16 protein-coding genes are annotated in these 18543 nt (G+C 32.8%); 9 read left to right on the top strand and 7 right to left on the bottom strand.

Features of this window, described 5'->3' with window-relative positions; genetic code table 11:
• Window positions 1–53 precede the first annotated feature (53 nt).
• Window positions 54–665, bottom strand: coding sequence for a DNA-3-methyladenine glycosylase (locus J5E45_RS08820; RefSeq protein ID WP_069792370.1), 612 nt, complete (start codon window positions 663–665; stop codon window positions 54–56).
• A 200-nt stretch (window positions 666–865) separates the two neighbouring features.
• Between J5E45_RS08820 and J5E45_RS08825 the strand changes: the two genes are divergently transcribed.
• Window positions 866–1567, top strand: a complete 702-nt coding sequence (locus J5E45_RS08825; RefSeq protein ID WP_069792371.1) for a DUF805 domain-containing protein — start codon at window positions 866–868, stop codon at window positions 1565–1567.
• 102 nt (window positions 1568–1669) lie between these two features.
• On the opposite strand, the gene J5E45_RS08830 is transcribed toward J5E45_RS08825, so the two are convergent.
• Entirely contained in the window at window positions 1670–3286 is a 1617-nt protein-coding gene (locus J5E45_RS08830) for a ribulokinase (RefSeq protein WP_101051155.1), read from the bottom strand.
• A gap of 240 nt (window positions 3287–3526) precedes the next feature.
• Between J5E45_RS08830 and J5E45_RS08835 the strand changes: the two genes are divergently transcribed.
• From J5E45_RS08835 to J5E45_RS08845, 3 genes are all read left to right on the top strand, one after another.
• Window positions 3527–4426: an ABC transporter ATP-binding protein gene (locus tag J5E45_RS08835; protein WP_069792373.1), complete on the top strand. Its 900-nt coding sequence runs from the start codon at window positions 3527–3529 to the stop codon at window positions 4424–4426.
• A complete protein-coding gene (locus tag J5E45_RS08840; RefSeq protein ID WP_039068114.1) occupies window positions 4419–5660 on the top strand; it encodes an ABC transporter permease in 1242 nt (413 codons plus the stop codon). The genes J5E45_RS08835 and J5E45_RS08840 overlap by 8 nt, the downstream gene beginning before the upstream one ends.
• Before the next feature lie 586 nt (window positions 5661–6246).
• Window positions 6247–7257, top strand: coding sequence for an aldose epimerase family protein (locus J5E45_RS08845; protein WP_039068113.1), 1011 nt, complete (start codon window positions 6247–6249; stop codon window positions 7255–7257).
• 116 nt (window positions 7258–7373) lie between these two features.
• Here J5E45_RS08845 and J5E45_RS08850 read toward each other — a convergent pair whose 3' ends face one another.
• Window positions 7374–8042 (bottom strand): MOSC domain-containing protein, encoded by a 669-nt coding sequence (locus J5E45_RS08850; RefSeq protein ID WP_039068111.1) that lies wholly within the window; start codon window positions 8040–8042, stop codon window positions 7374–7376.
• A gap of 157 nt (window positions 8043–8199) precedes the next feature.
• Here J5E45_RS08850 and J5E45_RS08855 point away from each other — a divergent pair, with 157 nt between their 5' ends.
• Window positions 8200–8886: a ribose 5-phosphate isomerase A gene (locus tag J5E45_RS08855; RefSeq protein ID WP_039068110.1), complete on the top strand. Its 687-nt coding sequence runs from the start codon at window positions 8200–8202 to the stop codon at window positions 8884–8886.
• Between the two features lie 142 nt (window positions 8887–9028).
• Here J5E45_RS08855 and sdpC read toward each other — a convergent pair whose 3' ends face one another.
• A complete protein-coding gene (gene sdpC / locus J5E45_RS08860; RefSeq protein ID WP_039068109.1) occupies window positions 9029–10405 on the bottom strand; it encodes a peptidoglycan release complex CPBP-like subunit SdpC in 1377 nt (458 codons plus the stop codon).
• Window positions 10406–10660: 255 nt separating this feature from the next.
• Here sdpC and hutG point away from each other — a divergent pair, with 255 nt between their 5' ends.
• Window positions 10661–11590 carry a formimidoylglutamase gene (gene hutG, locus J5E45_RS08865; protein WP_069792376.1) on the top strand — a complete coding sequence of 310 codons (930 nt, stop codon included), beginning with the start codon at window positions 10661–10663 and terminating at the stop codon, window positions 11588–11590.
• Here the strand turns inward: hutG and J5E45_RS08870 are convergent.
• Window positions 11580–12455, bottom strand: a complete 876-nt coding sequence (locus J5E45_RS08870) for a LysR family transcriptional regulator (RefSeq protein ID WP_107548470.1) — start codon at window positions 12453–12455, stop codon at window positions 11580–11582. The genes hutG and J5E45_RS08870 overlap by 11 nt on opposite strands.
• A 140-nt stretch (window positions 12456–12595) precedes the next feature.
• Here J5E45_RS08870 and J5E45_RS08875 point away from each other — a divergent pair, with 140 nt between their 5' ends.
• From J5E45_RS08875 to hutI, 3 genes are read left to right on the top strand one after another with little or no spacing between them, the layout of a single operon-like run.
• Window positions 12596–13870 carry a YjiH family protein gene (locus tag J5E45_RS08875; RefSeq protein WP_069792378.1) on the top strand — a complete coding sequence of 425 codons (1275 nt, stop codon included), beginning with the start codon at window positions 12596–12598 and terminating at the stop codon, window positions 13868–13870.
• Window positions 13871–13909: 39 nt separating this feature from the next.
• Window positions 13910–15571 carry a urocanate hydratase gene (hutU, locus tag J5E45_RS08880; protein WP_208182061.1) on the top strand — a complete coding sequence of 554 codons (1662 nt, stop codon included), beginning with the start codon at window positions 13910–13912 and terminating at the stop codon, window positions 15569–15571.
• The gene (hutI, locus tag J5E45_RS08885) at window positions 15571–16809 is read left to right on the top strand and encodes an imidazolonepropionase (RefSeq protein WP_208182063.1); all 1239 of its coding nucleotides are present in this window, start codon (window positions 15571–15573) and stop codon (window positions 16807–16809) included. The genes hutU and hutI overlap by 1 nt, the downstream gene beginning before the upstream one ends.
• Window positions 16810–17290: 481 nt before the next feature.
• On the opposite strand, the gene J5E45_RS08890 is transcribed toward hutI, so the two are convergent.
• Window positions 17291–17749 (bottom strand): threonine/serine exporter family protein, encoded by a 459-nt coding sequence (locus tag J5E45_RS08890; protein WP_119584700.1) that lies wholly within the window; start codon window positions 17747–17749, stop codon window positions 17291–17293.
• Between the two features lie 12 nt (window positions 17750–17761).
• Complete coding sequence (locus J5E45_RS08895; protein WP_208182064.1) at window positions 17762–18514, bottom strand: threonine/serine exporter family protein; 753 nt, start codon at window positions 18512–18514, stop codon at window positions 17762–17764.
• Window positions 18515–18543: the final 29 nt, after the last annotated feature.

The following is an 18543-nucleotide window of genomic DNA, read 5'->3' on the forward strand; positions in this document are numbered from 1 at the left end:
TCAAAAGTCTCAACCTCTTATTGTATATATAGATAAAGTTGTTATTGCCAATATTAATCACGCCAAGTTACGTCTGGGTGTTTCATATCAGATTTGCGCATTCTAGAAACATATGGATTGCCTTTCACGGTAAAACGTAAAGGCTTATTTGTCCATTCACCTTTATTTGGTATGCCTATACGACCGCTTTCCTCAATCATTTTAGGATATTTTCTATTTTTAGAATCTATTTGTAAATGGCCTTCATTAATTTTAGAACCGTCTAAATGTCTTGGTATATTGAATGCTTTGGTCCATTTTCCTGGCCCATTTGTTAAGTCAAATCCTATTTTTCCGCGATTGTGTGTCATTGCCTCGATACCTTCTTCAGGTTCTACCGCTCTGATTAATACGCCTTCAGGTTCATCCTCTAATTGGGTTACAAAATTAATGAGTAAGTGTGTATGCATAACGTGTGCGTAAATTGTTCCACCTGTTTTATATAGTGATTCCACTTTTGGTGTTCGCTTGCCATTAAATCCATGCGCAGCACGATCTTTTTTGCCTACATAGGCCTCTGTTTCTACAATATAGCCAGTGTAAGTTTGTAATTCGTCATGATAGATAACGCGTACACCTAATAAGTCCTTGGCAATTGTAACAGTGTCTCGTTGTATAAAATCCATAAATTGCCCTCCAATATATAGTTTTTAAATTTAAATTTTTTTCGATAATTTTTAAAAAGTTGTAAAATTGTGTTACTACTAAGGTTATATTTTGTTACACTATTTTATGATAAGGTTAGTAGGTTTTTACATATAATCTATTAAAATCTAGTACAAAATAAATCTTATCTTAAACTAAGGAAAATGAAAAGAGGGAGCTTATGGAGAGGAAAATTGGTTTTGGACAAGCACTTAAATTATATTGGAAAAACTATATTAACTTTACAGGGCGGTCACGTAGAAGTGAATATTGGTTTATGGTATTATGGCATATTATTTTCTTGCTACCTGCGATTGTTTTAGGATTCACAGGTTTCTTTGTAATGTTAGCGGGCGCTTCTGCGTATACAGATTCTACGATAGGTTTAGGCGTGCTTATAATGTTTTTAAGTATAATATATGCTGTTATTTACTCTTTAGCTACACTTATTCCAAACTGGGCTATTTTGATAAGAAGATTTCATGATACAGGTAGAACAATGCTCATGCCATTAATTTATTTAGGCTTGTCAGTGATTGCTAATATTGTTAATTTTATCATTGAACTAAATGACCCAAATGAAACAAATATAATGACTAGTATTATACTGATTGTTTTTGGACTAGCTAACTTAGGACTGGGTATTTATATGATTGTCATTGCTTGTTTAGATAGTGAGAGAAAAATAAATAAATACGGCAGTAGTCATAAATATAGTCAATATGCCCAATCTCCAGACTACCTACAAGATAATCATTCAAATTCATTTAATACTGAATCCGTCCAAAATGATAGTCATCAATCAGATCACTTTAAAAATAGCGAAGATTCATTTGATGAAATCAAAGAACAAGATAAAAAACAGGATAATTTTAAATATTAAAGCATAGTTAGTTTTGCGTTTGATTATAAAATATAAACATAGGAGTCTAAGACATAAATAGCTGTCTTGGACTCCTATGTTTGTTATATTAAACTAAGATTATTAATCAATATATGAGAGTTCAGGATGTGATTTACCTAGTAAATCGTGTAATGACTTGTAACGTTGGAAGAGTATTTCATATTTTTTTACTTTTTCTGGTTCTGGCTGTTTGCGATAATATATAGGTTGTTTCATTTGTTGTACAGCTTCTTTTAATGTTGCATATGCACCACCAACGTTTGCAGCCAACATTGCAGCTCCTAAAGCAGTAGCGTTGCTTGAATCGATAACTACTATTTCTTTATTAAGCACGTTGGCATAAATATCAACTAGAAGTTCACTCTTAATTGGAATGCCGCCAGCAGCGTATACCGTGTGTACTGGAATATTATTATTTTCAAATTGCTGCATAATCATTTTAGTACCAAATGCAGTTGATTCGATATGAGCTCGGTGAATCATTTCAAAAGGTGTTTGTAACGTTAAGCCAAAGATACTACCGGTTAGATGACTATCACTTAAAATACTACGATTGCCGTTATGCCAATCAAGTACTGTAACATGTTGCTCGTCGATTGGTATTTCGCTAGCAAGTTGCTCTAAGTATTCAAAAATAGAAATACCTTGTTGTTCGGCTTGATCTGCAATTGCTTTTGGTGCAAGCTCTGCAGAGTAATTGAATAAATCACCAACGGCCGCTTGTCCAGCTTCGTAAGCGTATAACCCAGGAATGATTGCATCTTTTACAGAACCAGTGATTGCGGGAATAGGTTCCTGTTTAGGGTCTAACATAAGATGACAAGTACTCGTTCCAATTACTGGCGTAAATTCACCTTGTTCGATTGCACCTACACCTAATACACCTGAATGTGCATCAATGATGTAAGGAGATATTTGCACGTTAACAGAAAGTCCCCACAATTGTTGATAGTATTCACTAAGATTACCGGCGCTTTCCCCAATAGGGACTACAGGTGCTTCGCATTTATTTTTTACAATTGCAGGTAACTCTGGGTCTACAGCTTCAAAAAAGTCATAATTAAAGCCATCATCTTCATTATAAAAACCTTTAAAGCCAATACCACAATTTGAACGAATGTTTTTATCAGTAAGTAAGCTAACTAGATAATCGCCGGCTTCCATTATATAAGCAGTCTGTTTTAATATTTCAGGTGCTTTATGTTTAACTTCTAATATTTTTGGTATCATCCATTCACTATTAACGCTATGCCCGTAATAATCTAACCATGATGGGTTTATCTCATCACTGACTTTTTTCATTTGTGTTGCTTCATCTTGTGCACCATGATGTTTCCATAATTTAACATATGAATGTGGGTTATCTTTTAAAGCAGGGTTAAGATGTAATGGTTTGAAGTCTTCATCTAAGAACACAATTGTGCAACTTGTAAAATCAACCCCGATACCAATAACAGAATCTGAACTAACATTACTTTCAGCTAACACATGCTTAACACCTTCTTCTAAAATTGAGGTATAGTCTTCTGCATGTTGTAAAAAGTAGTTGTGTGGTAAAGGTTTGCCGTTCAAAGATTCAGAGATGGTGCCATGTTGATATTCTTTTATATAAGTAGAAATAATATCCCCATTAGATGTATCTACTAAAAACACTCTACCTGAAGCGGTGCCATAATCGATGCCGATACTATAAGTCATGTTGTAATGCCTCCTATTTGTTATTGATGAATAATAAGTGTTTGAGTTCTTATTTAACTTTATGATAGGGCTTACATTATTCGATGTAAAGCTAAGAACATCATAGTTTTTATTGAGTAAGATATTTTGTGAAAAATAAAGTATACAGTATTGAAAAATTTATTATTTAAAATGTATGTGTTATGGAATAAATGGTATGATGAGTCTAAAGTAATTTCAAAAGAGAGGGGTCCATATGTCATGTCATTAATGATTGAACATGTCACGAAAAAGTATAAAAATTTTACTGCCGTGAATGATATTTCACTTTCTTTAGAAAAAGGAAAGATGTTAGGATTTTTAGGGAGAAACGGGGCAGGAAAGACAACAACTTTTAGGATGATTTTAGGATTAACTCCGATTACAGAAGGAGCAATAACTTACAATGGTAAAATTATTGATAAATCATTGTATAATCGTATCGGTTATTTACCTGAAGAACGTGGGTTACATCCTAAGATGAAAGTAGAAGATGAGTTGCGATATTTGGCAACGTTAAAAGGTATGAAGTCAAAAGATATTACGGAAGCAATTGATTATTGGTTAAATCGATTTAACATTACAGAAAATAGAGAAAAGAAAATTGAAGCCCTCTCTAAAGGAAATCAACAAAAAATTCAACTCTTAGCAAGTATGTTACACAAGCCAGAATTATTAATTTTAGATGAACCATTTAGTGGACTTGATCCTGTAAATGTGGAATTACTGAAATCTGCTGTTCAAGATTTGAATGATGAAGGAACAACAATTATTTATAGTTCACACCGTATGGAGCATGTCGAAGAACTTTGTGATAACGTCTGCATATTAAATAAAGGGGAACTAGTTGTTTCTGGAGCTATTGATGAAGTGAAATCAAATCATGGCTATAAGCGTGTAGTTATTGAAACTGAACATCAAATGCCTGAAATTGATGCTATTGCGGGCGTGTTGGATGTAGAAAGAAATAAACGAGAAATTAAAGCGACCATTGAATCGGAAATTATTGCGGAAAAAATTTATGATGTTGTGACGCGTTATGGATTTGTTAAACGATTCCAAGTTGTAGAACCATCGCTTAATGAAATCTTTATAGCGAAAGTAGGTGATATCAATGAATAAATTTTGGGCTACTTTTTCGTTAACTTATAAAAATAAAGTGAAAGCCAAATCATTTATCATATTTACTGCTGTAGTGATAATTCTGATGCTCGCCGCATCTAATATTAATAAAATTATTGACTTATTCGATGATGGACCTGATAAAGTTGGGGTTGTGTCATCTAATAATCAGATTTATGAAGTTATTAAGTCACAAGGAAACCAACTAGATGAAGGCGCGAAATTTAGTAAAGTATCTGAAAAACAAGCAAGGATACAAGTGGAAAGCGAAAAATTAGATAAAGCTTATATCATTAAATTAAATGATAACCAAAAGTTATCAGGCAAAATTTTAAGTAAAGATACTGTTTCAGAGCAAGATAAACAAAAGTTAAAGGCGACATTATCGACAATTCAAACGCAATTTGTAGCTAATAGTCTAGATTTATCTCAAGGAGAGTTAAAGCAACTACAAGCCCAAAGCGATGTCTCCTCCGAAATAATTGCTAATAATGCTAAAAGTTCCAACTTAAGTGAGGCCCAAAAAGGCTTTAATACTGTAATTGTTTATCTTGGTATTATGCTTATGTTCTTCATTATATTTAATTACGCAAGTCAAGTTGCAATGGAAATTGCCACTGAGAAAACGTCACGTGTTATCGAAATGATTATAACAAGTGTAACACCAGTAACACATCTCTTTGCTAAAATGGCCGGCGTTATTGCAGTAGCATTAACGCAAATAAGTATTTTTGTAATAGTTGGTGTGATATGTTTCTTAACATTCGATATTGGTGATATGTTACAAGGATTTAAAGTCGAACCGAATGAACTGACACTTCAATTAGCTATTGTAGGATTTGTGTCGTTGATCATAGGTATTTTTTCATATATTATTTTAGCTTCAATACTTGGTTCAATTACTTCACGTATTGAAGACATTAATCAGGCTTTAATGCCTATGACTTTAGTTAGTATGATTGCTTTTTATATTTCATTATTTAGTGTGATGAATCCAGATACATTACTTGTGAAAATCGCAAGCTTTATCCCACTTATGTCACCATTTGTTATGTTTGTTAGAGCGTCTACACCAGATGTTGCAACATGGGAAATCCTCGTTAGTGTTGGCTTATCAATTGTAACGATATTTGTATTACTATGGGTTGCAGTGCGTAGTTATAAAGATACAATTTTAAGTTTTGACAAAGGTTTTATGGGGTCGATAAAACGCATTTTTAATAAAAAAAATTAATGGATTAAACTCAGAGGTTAGGATATAAAGTTATTCTAGCCTCTTAAATTTATTCAAGAGTTAGTCGTACTTATTCAGCAAGTGATTCTAAAATAAACTAAAGTTAAAGAAAAATAGTGAAAAATAGAAAAAACTATAACAATTTTCAATATTGTTTGATAAAATGCAACAATAGTATAGCTAATTATTTGTATAAATTGTTACAATATAAGAGACTTATATATAGATAAGAAATTTTTTATATACATATCATCGATAACTTATTATATTTAACTGATTGTTAGAGTCATGGTTTATGATTGAGGGAAGCGTAAATTGTGATAAACGACATACAGTCAAATAGTACAATGATTAAAGTGTGTGGAAAAGTAAAGCTTGGCTGTGAACGATTTTAGTTGTTTAGTTTTATTATTTTCGTGATTGCCAGATTTACAACGAAGTCTTTAAATTGCTTAATGATACACTTGAGCCCCTCAAGTTCTGCAATTTTTAGCTAGCATTTGAAAATGATGTTTTATTCATGACAACGCCTATCGCCATTAAATGAACAATGAAGGGCGGCGGGTTTGAAAGGGAGTAATTGAGGATGTTTGCAAAAGTAGAAAGTCAAAGTAATGGTATTGATTTGATTAAAATTGATAATGAAGATACGAAGATAGTTTTCACAAACTATGGCGCTAGAATTGTTTCATGGAAGTATGACGATAACAATATTGTGCTTGGTAATGTAGTTGAAGCAGATGAGTTTTATATTGAAAACCCTTATAACTTTGGTGCTACTGTTGGAAGATATGGTGGCAGAATTGCAAATGCAACATTTGAATTAGATGGTGAAAAATACAAACTTGAAGCCAATAATGGCCCACACAATATTCATGGTGGACCTAAAGGTTTAGATAAGCGCTTTTTCGATTACAGAATTGAAGAGCAAGTTGGTCAAGTTAAAGTGATTTTTACTACGGTTATAAAAAGTGAGGATGACCATTTTCCTGGAGATATAGATTTAGAAGTCATTCACACATATGATGTTGATCATAAATGGACGATTGAATATAAAGCTACATCTAATCAAAAAACGTTGTTTAATCCAATGAATCATGTATACTTCAATCTTAATAGAGACAATAATGTTATTGATAATCACAGTATTTCAAGCTCTAAATTAGATATGTATACATTGGATGAGGATAATATTGTAGAAACCAAAAATCCTATTGACTTAGTAGACATATTTAATGAACAAAACATCCAATTTAAGGATATTTTTAATAGTGAAGATGCAATAGTTAAAGAACAAATGGAACGTTTTGGTGGTGTGGATCATCCGTTCGATATAGGTGGCAATGAGATGACAGTTGAGAATAAACATTTCTTACTAACTGTTAAAACAGACATGCCTAATATTGTTATATTCACATTTAATGATACAACAGGTTGGCAAAGTGACTTCAATATTTACAAAGCGCACTCTGGCTTTACTTTAGAAACACAATGTATTCCGAATGATATCAATTTATTTGGTGATGAAGCACCATCTATATTAGAGGCAAATCAGCCATTTTACTCTAAAACATCATATAAAATTTCAGAGAAATGATACACTTATGTTAAGTTTGGAATTGTATATAAAGGTGTTTAACCTTTGTCTATAAAACAGAAATAGGGAGTAGGCGTAAGAAATCAAATTTCATATTTGATTTCTGGCCCACTCCCTTAATTATTTTTAGCTTTTTTAGCGCGTGTTAATAATCTTTCAAGTTTTGATATTCTTTCTTCTGTTAAATATGGATTTTTTAGCGCGTACGTTAAGCGTTCAATATTTTTATTATCACTGTAATAAATTTCATTTAAGTCAAAAACTGAAAGTAATGTTGCATTATCGGCTCGTTTAATTAACTCTAAATTTGAATCTTCTTGGACATAGCCTTCTTTTAAAACTCTAAAATAAAAACCAGTTTTACCAGAAACGGACATACGTTTAATTAAATTGGGTATTTTATACTTTTCTTGTATTTTCCAACATGGCTCTCTAATCTCTGAAACTTCTAATATTGCGTTTCCTAATTGAAATTGATCACCGAAATGTACATCTTTTTCGTCCATATCAGAGACAGTAATATTTTCACCAAACATCGCATATTCTGGAAGTACTGACACATCTTGTTCCCACAGTGAATAATTTTTCTTACTATATAGACAAACAGCTTTATTAGGGCCACCGTGACCTTTATATTCTTGTTCATCCTCAACGAATCCAGTTTTTGATAGCCACATATTACCGACAAATTTCTTTTTATTTAAAGCTGAGCGCATTGGTCGTTTAGCACTATAAGGTAAATCTTCAACTTTACCTGTTGAGATGGCTTCTAAAGTATAAATCATTATTTTTACCTCCAGATAATTAATAATTATAATTTTAAAACAATAAAATGAATATGCAAGTAAAGATATAATTTACTCTGGAAAATGATTTTTGAACTATGTATTTTAATGAATCTCATGTACAATAAGGATAAAAGTACAGTATAAAAGGGGAAGCATTATGGATAAGAAACAGTTGAAAATAAGTACATTTAATGATGCATTAGACCAAATCAAAGATGGTATGATTGTTGGAATTGGCTCTGGATCAACGATTGAATTGCTTGTCCCAAAAATTGCAGAGAAACTGGAACAAGAACAAATTAATATAACCGGTGTATGTACCTCCAATAAAACAGCATTCATTGCAAAGGAATTAGGGATACGTGTAGTTGATATTAATGACGTAGAAGTAATTGATATTGCTATTGATGGCGCTGATGAGATTGATAACAATTTAAATTTGATTAAAGGTGGCGGTGGCGCTTTATTTAGGGAAAAAGTCATTGATGCCATGGCTAATAGATTTATCGTTTTAGCGGATGATAGTAAATGCGTGGATTACTTGGGTCAAACGTTTAAACTACCAGTTGAAGTTGATAAATTTAATTGGTTGCTCGTATCTAAAAAAATAAAAGCATATGATAATTTAAATGTCATAAGACGTATGGCAGATGATGTACCGTTTATTACAGACAATGGTAATTATATATTAGATGTTGATCTAAATAGAAATATAGAGCCAGCTGCAATGCATGAATATTTAATACACCTCGTAGGCGTATTAGAAACAGGGTACTTCTTAGATGTTGCAGATCAAGCAATTATTGGAACGGAAGCTGGAGTTAAAATTATTAATAAATAATTTTTCACTCTTACTTCACTTAATTTTAATAATAGTAAAAATTAAAATTGTTCATTATTCATGTACTTAAAGCTTGATTAAAGATAGTCATAATAGAAAACAAGAGCTAAGACATAAATGTCTTAGCTCTTGTTTTTATATATTAACGACGGTGACCACGTTTACTCTTTAAATCAAATGGTGAGCGTTGGTTACTGTTGTCATTGTCGCTTGGGTTGTCATCTTGTGTTTTAGTTTCTTGCACATTCGTGTCATGTTGACGAGGTGATGCATCTTTAGAGTTTGGGTGTGCTTTTTCTGTTGATGCTTCAACAGCACTGTTAGTATGACGGTTTAATTTATTGTTATCTTCTTGTGGTTCGTTATGATGCGCCATTGCATCAGATTCACTTGAATCGGCAGAAGGTGTATTTTCTTTAATAATATTAGCACGGCTATTATCTTCTTCTGTATCAATTGTGTTCTCTTCTGTATAGTTAGAATCTGCTGTTGTGTCATCATTAGTATGATTTTGTACTGCTGTTGGCGAACCATGTGCTACAGAGTCGTCTGAGCTTGATTGTTGATGATCCTCATTTTGATTAATCTCATTTACAGTAGTAGAGCTATCATCTTGATGTTCTCTGTTCTTAACGTCATCAGTATTATTTTGATGATGTTCTGATGTTTTATCGTTTTGGTCGTCTTCATTAACGTGATCAAGGTAGTTGTTTTCTTCAACTTCATCTAAGTTTCGTTTCGTGAAGAAATAAAGTATTACACGGATAATTAGATTAATTAAAATGTATACAACTGCGACAGCAACCGTAGACAATGCAATTACTTTCATAGCAAAAACTTCACCTAATTCTTCATTAAATAAGAAGACAAGTCCAAATGACATGGACGCATGGAAGATTGTTGCAATATAAACTGTACGTCCTTTTGTAGCACGAATTAATTCCCCAGCAATCATTGAAAAGGCAAACGAGTATAGGAAACTGTATATTGCATAATCAAAACTAAAGGCAATATTAACGTTCCATATAGAATACATAAAACCAACAATAATAGATGCGAAAAATGTATTCATTTTATTCTCAACGATATTTTGTAAATAAGAACGGAAACCAAGTTCTACAAAGAACGCCATTACAATTTGTCCAATTATGATAGATAGAATTGAAACAGATAAGTCTTTTGTTTGTAATAAAACAAAACTATCAGCAAAGATATTAAAACTTACCATAGCAATGATGAAAATAAGCAATGGTAACACGAGTGCCAAAATGACACGTTCAATTACTTTTAAACTAATCGAGAGTTTTAAACTCGCTAATTGCGTACGCTTTTGTTTAAAAACGATAAGACAAATTATAGTAGCAATTAGTGGAGCTAGAGTACTCATGTCAAAGACAAAGCTCTTAAATGGTACTGTATTTTGAAAATCTTTAAGTATAATGGGTAATGCGTAGGCTATAATGAAGAAAATAAATATCATCATTGCCCATTGAAAACCGGGTATACGTTTTGTATTCATTATGTAACCTCCAATAGGGTTTCAGAAAAATCATTCGTTCTTAATTATACATATTTATCATAGAGAAATAAATTAAATTAAGGATTTATCATTGAAATGTAATAGTTTTACATTATCTAACATCTAATTGAAATATTTTTGGCAATTTTTAAATTATAGCGTGCACAATTGGGTAAAGTTAATTATAAATTGAATTGACTATAATGTAAGCGTATACTTTTAGATGGTAATTAAGTAATTATAAGGAGGAGAATTATGTATAAACTAGCACAACGTGATCTTTGGACAGGCAGAATAGATAGTGAAACAGATGAATCGCAATTTAGACATTTTCAAACGATACAGTTTCGCAATATTGAGGATGACTACAATGAACCACGTCAGGGTGTAGGTTTATTAGGCTATGCAGTAGATAAAGGAGTCGAACTTAATAAAGGGCGAACAGGTGCTAAAGAAGGGCCTGACGCAATTAAAAAGGTGTTTGCTAATCTACCTGTAACTAGAAAGTGTAACGTGTATGATTATGGTAATGTAGAACATGACCATCAAACTTTAGAAGAAACACAGGAAGAGTTTGCCCATTACGTAGCCAAATCGATTAAAAGACATAAACAAACATTTCTATTAGGAGGTGGGCATGATATCGCATATGCACAGTATTTGGGTACACGTGAAGCTTATCCAGATGAATCGATTGGTGTTATCAATATAGACGCTCACTTTGATACGAGAGAGGAAGAATATTCTACATCTGGCACGAGTTTTAGACAAATATTAGAACAGGACGACAATGCTGATTATCTTGTGTTAGGTATCCAACAAGGCGGTAATACACAAGCATTATTTGATTACGCTGAAACTAAAGATATCGGTTATGTTTATTCGGAAGAATTACTGCACCAAATTTCTCCTCCAATTAAGGATAAAGTAGAACGTTTTATTCATGATCATGATGTCATCATGTTTACAATATGTATGGATGTTATTGATAGCGCTTTTGCACCAGGTGTGAGTGCAAACGGCGTACTTGGACTATTCCCACATGTTGTCCTCGAATTGTCAAAACGTATTATACCGAATGAAAAAGTTCCAACGATTAGTATTGCTGAAACTAATCCAAAATATGATGTCGATAATAGAACAGCCAAATTATCAGCTAATTTCTTCCATCATTTTATCCTTTAAAATTCCAATAGTTTATACATTGGTCAATGAAAGAAAGCACGCGTTCAGAGTGCTTTCTTTTTTTTAGGTAATTGATGTAAATCGAACGACTTAACGTTGGACGGATATCTATTGCATCTAAGTCTCGTGCGTTAAATGATTGATAATAAACACGAGGAATAATTGCATACCCCAATCCTCTATGGACGAAATTAGTTGCTGCTTCGAAACGGTCAGCTTCAATAACAATATTTGGATGCATATTCATTCGATTAAAATAGTCATCAAGGTGTTTACGTACCTGAGAACCTTTAGTTGGTAAAATGAGTGGTAAAGATGCAATTGACGTCGTGCGTTTATATGGAAACGCATTTTTAGGTGTGATTAATACATAAGACTCTTCGTATAATGGTATGGATGTAATATCTTCATGAATAATTTGTTCATTTGTGAAAGCGAGATGATTTTCGAAATTAATGAGTAATTCTATGATTTTAGTTTGGTCATGAATTTCTGAAACGAGGTAAGTCTGGTCTGTGTTCTGTTTTTTATGTGTAGCTAATACTTGAGAAATCCACTGGTTCGTAGATTCTAAAATGGATATTTTAATTTTAGGCACATGTCCCATATTAAGATCATACATTTTCTCTATTGTTTGATGATAATTCTGTATGAGTTGTTGTGCATAGTTATAAAAATGGATACCTTTTTCAGTGATTTTAATATCTTTAGTAGTTCGCGTAAATAAATCATAACCTAAGTCTGATTCCATTTTTTTAATCGTAGTAGTTAGTGACGGCTGACTAATGTGTAAAAAATTAGCGGCTTTCGTAAAGCTATTGTATTTTACAACTGCTACAAAATATTCTAATTGAACAATCTTCATATCTCATACACCTCTAAAAAATTTATTTATAGTCTTAAGTTATCAATAATTAGTTTATTTATATTGGTAGTCTATATAATAACATACTATACTGTGAAATATAGAGGGAGGCGTACTTTCATGTAAGGGGCGTGAAGTACATGTGGAAATTTTTCGTTTATAGTTTGATTGGTATTATCTTTTTCTTTGTACCAGTAACTATTAGCGGTCAATCAACGATTATGATTGATCATATCGTACAGTGGATATCGAAATTACTTAATCCAATCTTACCGTACTATGTATTGATTTTAATATTGATTGGCGCAGCACATCCATTTATCAATAAGAAATGGAATAAGTCTAAAACAGATATAGTCTTTAGTTTATTTAAAATCATAGGGGTATTTATTGCTTTTATGGTGGTATTTGATTTTGGACCTGGTTTTGTATTAACAGAAAGTATTGGGCCATTTTTATATGAGAAGTTGGCAATACCTTTAAGCGTATTAATTCCTATAGGTGCAATATTCTTATCATTTTTAATAGGATTTGGATTACTAGAATTTATTGGTGTTATTTGTAGACCGATAATGAGACCTATTTTTAAAACGCCAGGAAAATCAGCTGTAGATGCTGTTGCTTCGTTTGTAGGTAGCTATTCAATCGGTTTATTAATTACAAACAAGGTATATAAAGATGGGGGATATACGCACAAAGAGGCAGTAGTGGTTGCAACTGGTTTTTCAACGGTATCTGCTACTTTTATGATTATCGTAGCAAATACATTAGGTATTATAGAATATTGGAATCTTTATTTTTGGTTTACTTTAGCAGTGACATTTATTGTAACTGCAATAACGGTACAAATCCCACCTATAAGAACAGAAAAGACAACGACGTATCAAGGCCAACCGTACAAAGAAGAAATTCGTAGAGATATGCCATTATTAAAAGAATCATGGTTAGAAGCTAAGATAGCTGTCAAAAATTCGAAAACATTGATAGAAAATGTGATAGAGAATTTGCGTGACGGTGTTGTAATGACGATTGCTATTTTACCATCTATTATGTCGATAGGATTTTTAGGACTAATTATCGCGGAATATACACCAATTATTGAATATATTGCTTACATTTTTTATCCAATTATAAGTATATTTCCTGTAAGTGATGTTGCAGTTTTAGCTCAAGCTTCAACAATTTCTATAGTAGAGATGTTGTTGCCAGCAGCGATAGCTCAAAGTGCTGATTTAGCGACAAGATTTACAGTAGCAGTCATGAGTGTTTCAGCCATTATTTTCTTTTCAAGTGTAGTACCAGTTATTCTATCGACGGAAGTTAAAATATCAGTTGGTAAACTAGTCATAATATGGTTTGAAAGAGTGATACTCACATTACTTATTACTATTCCATTTGCATTATGGATATTTTAAACAAAGGATTAATTTTATTAAATTAAGGAGTGATTTTTCATGAGAAAAATAGTAGCAAAAAAAGGTTTAGACATTGAATGTAAAGGTTGGGAACAAGAAGCGGTTTTAAGAATGTTATATAACAACCTTGATCCTGAAGTAGCTGAACGTCCAGAAGACTTGGTAGTTTATGGAGGTATTGGAAAGGCAGCTAGAAATTGGGAAGCATTTGAAGCGATTGAAGAAACACTACGCTCATTAGAAGCAGATGAAACAATGTTAGTACAATCAGGTAAACCAGTTGCTGTATTTAAAACACATGAAGAAGCGCCACGTGTATTAATTTCTAACTCAGTATTGGTTCCAGAATGGGCAAATTGGGATCACTTTAACGAATTAGATAAAAAAGGATTAATGATGTATGGGCAAATGACTGCAGGTAGTTGGATTTATATTGGTTCTCAAGGTATTGTTCAAGGTACATATGAAACATTTGGTGAACTTGCCAATCAACATTTTGGTGGTAAATTGAACGGTACAGTAACATTAACTGCTGGATTAGGCGGTATGGGTGGTGCACAACCACTTGCCGTTACGATGAACGGCGGTGTTGTAATTGGTGTAGATGTAGATGAAACACGTATTGATAAACGTATGGAGACACGTTATTGCGATGTGAAAACACATGATTTAGATGAAGCCTTACGTCTAGCTGCAGAAGCACGAGATAAAGGGGAACCACTTTCTATTGGTTTAGTGGGCAATGCTGTCGATACACATAAAGCAATTTTAGATAAAGGTTTTAAAATTGATATTGTAACTGACCAAACAAGCGCACATGATCCATTAAATGGTTATATACCAGAAGGTTACTCGTTGGAAGAGGCTAAAGCAATTCGTGATAAAGACCCAAAACAATATGTTAAAGAATCTCAAACTTCTATGAGGAAACATGTCGAATATATGCTTGAATTCCAAAAAAATGGTGCTGTCGCATTTGATTATGGTAATAATATTAGACAAGTCGCATTTAATGATGGATTAGAAAATGCATTTGATTTCCCTGGATTTGTACCTGCCTATATTCGTCCGTTATTCTGTGAAGGTAAGGGTCCTTTCCGCTTTGCAGCTTTAAGTGGAGATCCAAAAGATATTGAACGCGCTGATGAGGAAATGAGGAAAATTTTTCCAGACAATGAAAAATTAATACGTTGGTTAGATTTAGCTCAAGAAAAAATTGCGTTCCAAGGTTTACCATCACGTATTGCTTGGTTAGGCTACGAAGAACGTGCAAAAATGGGCTTAGCACTAAATAAATTAGTACGTGACGGCGAAATTTCTGCACCTATTGTTATTGGACGTGATCACTTAGATTCAGGATCCGTTGCAAGTCCAAACAGAGAAACTGAAGGAATGAAAGATGGCTCTGATGCTGTCGGTGACTGGGCTATCTTAAATGCTTTAATCAATACTGCAGCAGGTGGTTCATGGATTTCATTCCATCACGGGGGTGGCGTAGGTATGGGCTATTCGTTGCATGCTGGTATGGTTGTTGTTGCGGATGGTTCAGAACGTGCAGACAAACGTTTAGGACGTGTACTTACTACGGATCCGGGTATGGGTGTAGTGAGACATGCTGATGCTGGATATGAATCTGCAATTGAAGTAGCAAAAGAAAAAGACATAAAAATCCCAATGATTACAGGTAAAGGAGGTAAATAATGAACGATTTAATCATTCAAAATATAAAAGAACTTATTTTACCAAAATCAACTGAACGCCCATTAAAAGGAAAAGAATTAGATGAATTAAATATCATCGAAAATGGAACCGTCGTTGTTAAAGATGGCAGAGTAGTTTATGCAGGCAACCATTCTGATGACTATGAAGCGAATGAAGTTATTGATGCGACAGGCAAAGTAGTTTCACCGGCACTTGTTGAAGCTCATACACATCTTGTGCATGGAGGGTCACGTGAACATGAAATGTCACTTAAAAGACAAGGTGTTTCATATTTAGAAATTCTTGAACAAGGTGGCGGCATTTTATCTACAGTTGAAGCCACTCGCAAGGCTACTGAAGATGAATTGTTTAAAAAAGCAGAAAAGAATCTGTTAACAATGATTGAACATGGTGTGTTAGCTGTAGAGAGTAAAAGTGGTTATGGTTTAGATAAAGAAAATGAACTTAAACAGTTACATGTATCTAACCGCTTGGCAGACAAATACAATTTAGATATGAAGCATACTTTTTTAGGACCTCACGCAGTTCCGAAAGATGCAAAATCAAATCAAGCATTCTTACAAGAAATGATTGACTTGCTACCTGAAGTTAAACCATACGCAGATTTTGCAGATATATTTTGTGAGACAGGTGTATTTACTATCGAGGAATCAAGGAAGTATATGCAAGCTGCTAAGGCATTAGGGTTTAATGTGAAAATACACGCTGATGAAATCGACCCATTAGGTGGACTCGAATTAGCTATTGATGAAGGCGCAATTTCAGCAGATCATCTTGTTGCTTCTAGTACAGAAGGTAAGGCGAAATTAAAACAAAGTGATACTGTAGCTGTATTACTTCCAGGAACAACATTTTATTTAGGTAAAGAAACATATGCAGATGCAAGAGGCATGCTAGATAATGATGGCGCGATTGCAATTGCAACAGACTTTAATCCTGGTAGTTGTGTTACCAATAATTTACAACTTGTAATGTCTATTGCTGCATTAAAATTAAAACTATCACCGAATGAAATTTGGAATGCGGTAACGGTAAATGCTGCAAAAGCAATAGATGTAGATGCTGGAACAATTAATGAAGGCGATAAAGCAAACATTGTAATTTGGGATGCGCCAAACCATGAATATATTCCATATCATTACGGTATTAACCATGCCGAAACAGTAATTAAAGATGGTAAAGTATTATTAGATAATAAAATTCAGTTAAAAGGTTAATCTAATTATTTTATTGAGAGTATGAGACAGAAAAATCTCTGATTAAAGCATAAACGTCAATTTCTATCGAGATGATATAGAAATTGACGTTTTTTTGGGTCTTTGCCAAAGAAATTATATGAATTTTTTGAGAATAAGTAACTTGAAGTTGCTTATTCTCTTTTTTTTTGGAGTAATAAAAAGTCTTGAAGTAAGATTACGAAACCATTATAAATTCTATGTCTAAATGAAATTCTTTTAATAAGTTTTATTTTCCTATATAGTTCAAGAACTCTATATACTCCAATGGAATTTTAGAAAATGGGAGTAAAGTTGTTCAGATTTTTAATATGAATTTAAAATCCAAGAATCTGTCGAACTAATTCACACTATAACTATAAAAAATAACTGTGAAGCATCTATTTTTTATAGTTTGTATCATAACTCTTCATAGAGTTTCTTTGATATAAGCTGATAATCATTTGTAAATGACTTATGTTTACTATAATTGATTTCGTTTAATTTTCATAAATTTCCTTATATTCAAGGTTTTAGATAGTTGGTCAGAAATTATTAAACCTAGTGCTATTGAGCCAGCAATGAGTATGGTTCTAATAAATGTATTGCTTGCATCAGTGAAATTTAGTGTCACAAGTTGCTGCATAGCTCTAAATGCTAGGCTTCCTGGTACTAAAGGAATAATACCAGGAATCATAAAAACAACAACAGGAGATTTGAATAATCTACTCATTATATGGCTGATTAAACCCAAAGTTAAACTCCCTAATAAACTTGTGTAGATGCTATCCATTTGAAATGATGTGTTTAGGGTGAAGTTAATTATATAGCCTAGTGCACCAGCTAAGCCAGCTGGTAAGAACAATTTTTTAGGGGCGTCGTATATCAATGCAAAAAAATAAGAAGCTGTAAAACTAAAAAACAAAGTGTACATAAACGTCATAACGTTGCCCCCCTAAAAAATTAAATAAACAATTGAAATTCCTGACCCAATAGCAAAAGCGATTACTAAAGCTTCTAAAAATTTAGCTGTAAACATTAACATATGTCTGCTGAATAAATCCTGTATAGCAGTAGTAATTAAGACTCCAGGCACAATAGGCATAATAGAAGCAATCATTGCCGGGCCTATTGTTTGATTAATATTAAATAGTTTTGCGCTTAATAAAATAATAAAACCTAATACAAAAGAAGCAACCAATTCGGGTATAAACATTGTTGGTGACCTACTTTGCATCCACTCAACGATTAAAAATCCAACAGAGCCAGCAATAAATGTAGGAATAATATTTTGCCAATCACCGCCTTGTAAATATAAAAAGCTAAGTGAAATAAATCCAGCCGCAATAAGTTTTTTCCATAAAGCGATGGTTAAAGTCGTATGTTCAATATTGGATAAAAGATTATAAGCTTGATGAATTGAAATATTATTATTGGTTAGTTGACGTGAAATAGAGTTAACTTGAAAAATTTTAAGTAGATTTGTTGCATTTTTATTGATTCGAACAATACGTGTATCGTGATTTTCGCTAAGAGAAAAATTTATAAAGTTATTTATAACGTATCCTTGACTATTATTATAGCCCATACAGAGAGCCATTCGTTTCATCGTGTCTTCTACACGTGCAATTTCAGCACCTGAAGATAGCAATATTTTGCCGGCAATTAAAATAACACTCATAGTTATTTTATCTTGAGAACTATTCAATATCTGTACCTCCAAATCAATAATAGTGA

Origin of the sequence: Staphylococcus shinii (assembly GCF_017583065.1) — a bacterium.
GTDB classification, from domain to species: Bacteria; Bacillota; Bacilli; order Staphylococcales; family Staphylococcaceae; genus Staphylococcus; species Staphylococcus shinii.

Excerpts from the sequence above, each read along its gene's own strand:
- J5E45_RS08850 (WP_039068111.1), bottom strand. The coding sequence starts at position 8,042 with ATGATTTATACTTTAGAAGCCATCTCAACAGGTAAAGTTGAAGATTTA.
- J5E45_RS08875 (WP_069792378.1), top strand. The coding sequence starts at position 12,596 with ATGTGGAAATTTTTCGTTTATAGTTTGATTGGTATTATCTTTTTCTTT.
- J5E45_RS08840 (WP_039068114.1), top strand. The coding sequence starts at position 4,419 with ATGAATAAATTTTGGGCTACTTTTTCGTTAACTTATAAAAATAAAGTG.
- hutU (WP_208182061.1), top strand. The coding sequence starts at position 13,910 with ATGAGAAAAATAGTAGCAAAAAAAGGTTTAGACATTGAATGTAAAGGT.
- J5E45_RS08825 (WP_069792371.1), top strand. The coding sequence starts at position 866 with ATGGAGAGGAAAATTGGTTTTGGACAAGCACTTAAATTATATTGGAAA.
- J5E45_RS08870 (WP_107548470.1), bottom strand. The coding sequence starts at position 12,455 with ATGAAGATTGTTCAATTAGAATATTTTGTAGCAGTTGTAAAATACAAT.
- J5E45_RS08835 (WP_069792373.1), top strand. The coding sequence starts at position 3,527 with ATGTCATTAATGATTGAACATGTCACGAAAAAGTATAAAAATTTTACT.
- hutG (WP_069792376.1), top strand. The coding sequence starts at position 10,661 with ATGTATAAACTAGCACAACGTGATCTTTGGACAGGCAGAATAGATAGT.
- J5E45_RS08830 (WP_101051155.1), bottom strand. The coding sequence starts at position 3,286 with ATGACTTATAGTATCGGCATCGATTATGGCACCGCTTCAGGTAGAGTG.
- J5E45_RS08820 (WP_069792370.1), bottom strand. The coding sequence starts at position 665 with ATGGATTTTATACAACGAGACACTGTTACAATTGCCAAGGACTTATTA.
- sdpC (WP_039068109.1), bottom strand. The coding sequence starts at position 10,405 with ATGAATACAAAACGTATACCCGGTTTTCAATGGGCAATGATGATATTT.
- J5E45_RS08845 (WP_039068113.1), top strand. The coding sequence starts at position 6,247 with ATGTTTGCAAAAGTAGAAAGTCAAAGTAATGGTATTGATTTGATTAAA.
- hutI (WP_208182063.1), top strand. The coding sequence starts at position 15,571 with ATGAACGATTTAATCATTCAAAATATAAAAGAACTTATTTTACCAAAA.
- J5E45_RS08890 (WP_119584700.1), bottom strand. The coding sequence starts at position 17,749 with ATGACGTTTATGTACACTTTGTTTTTTAGTTTTACAGCTTCTTATTTT.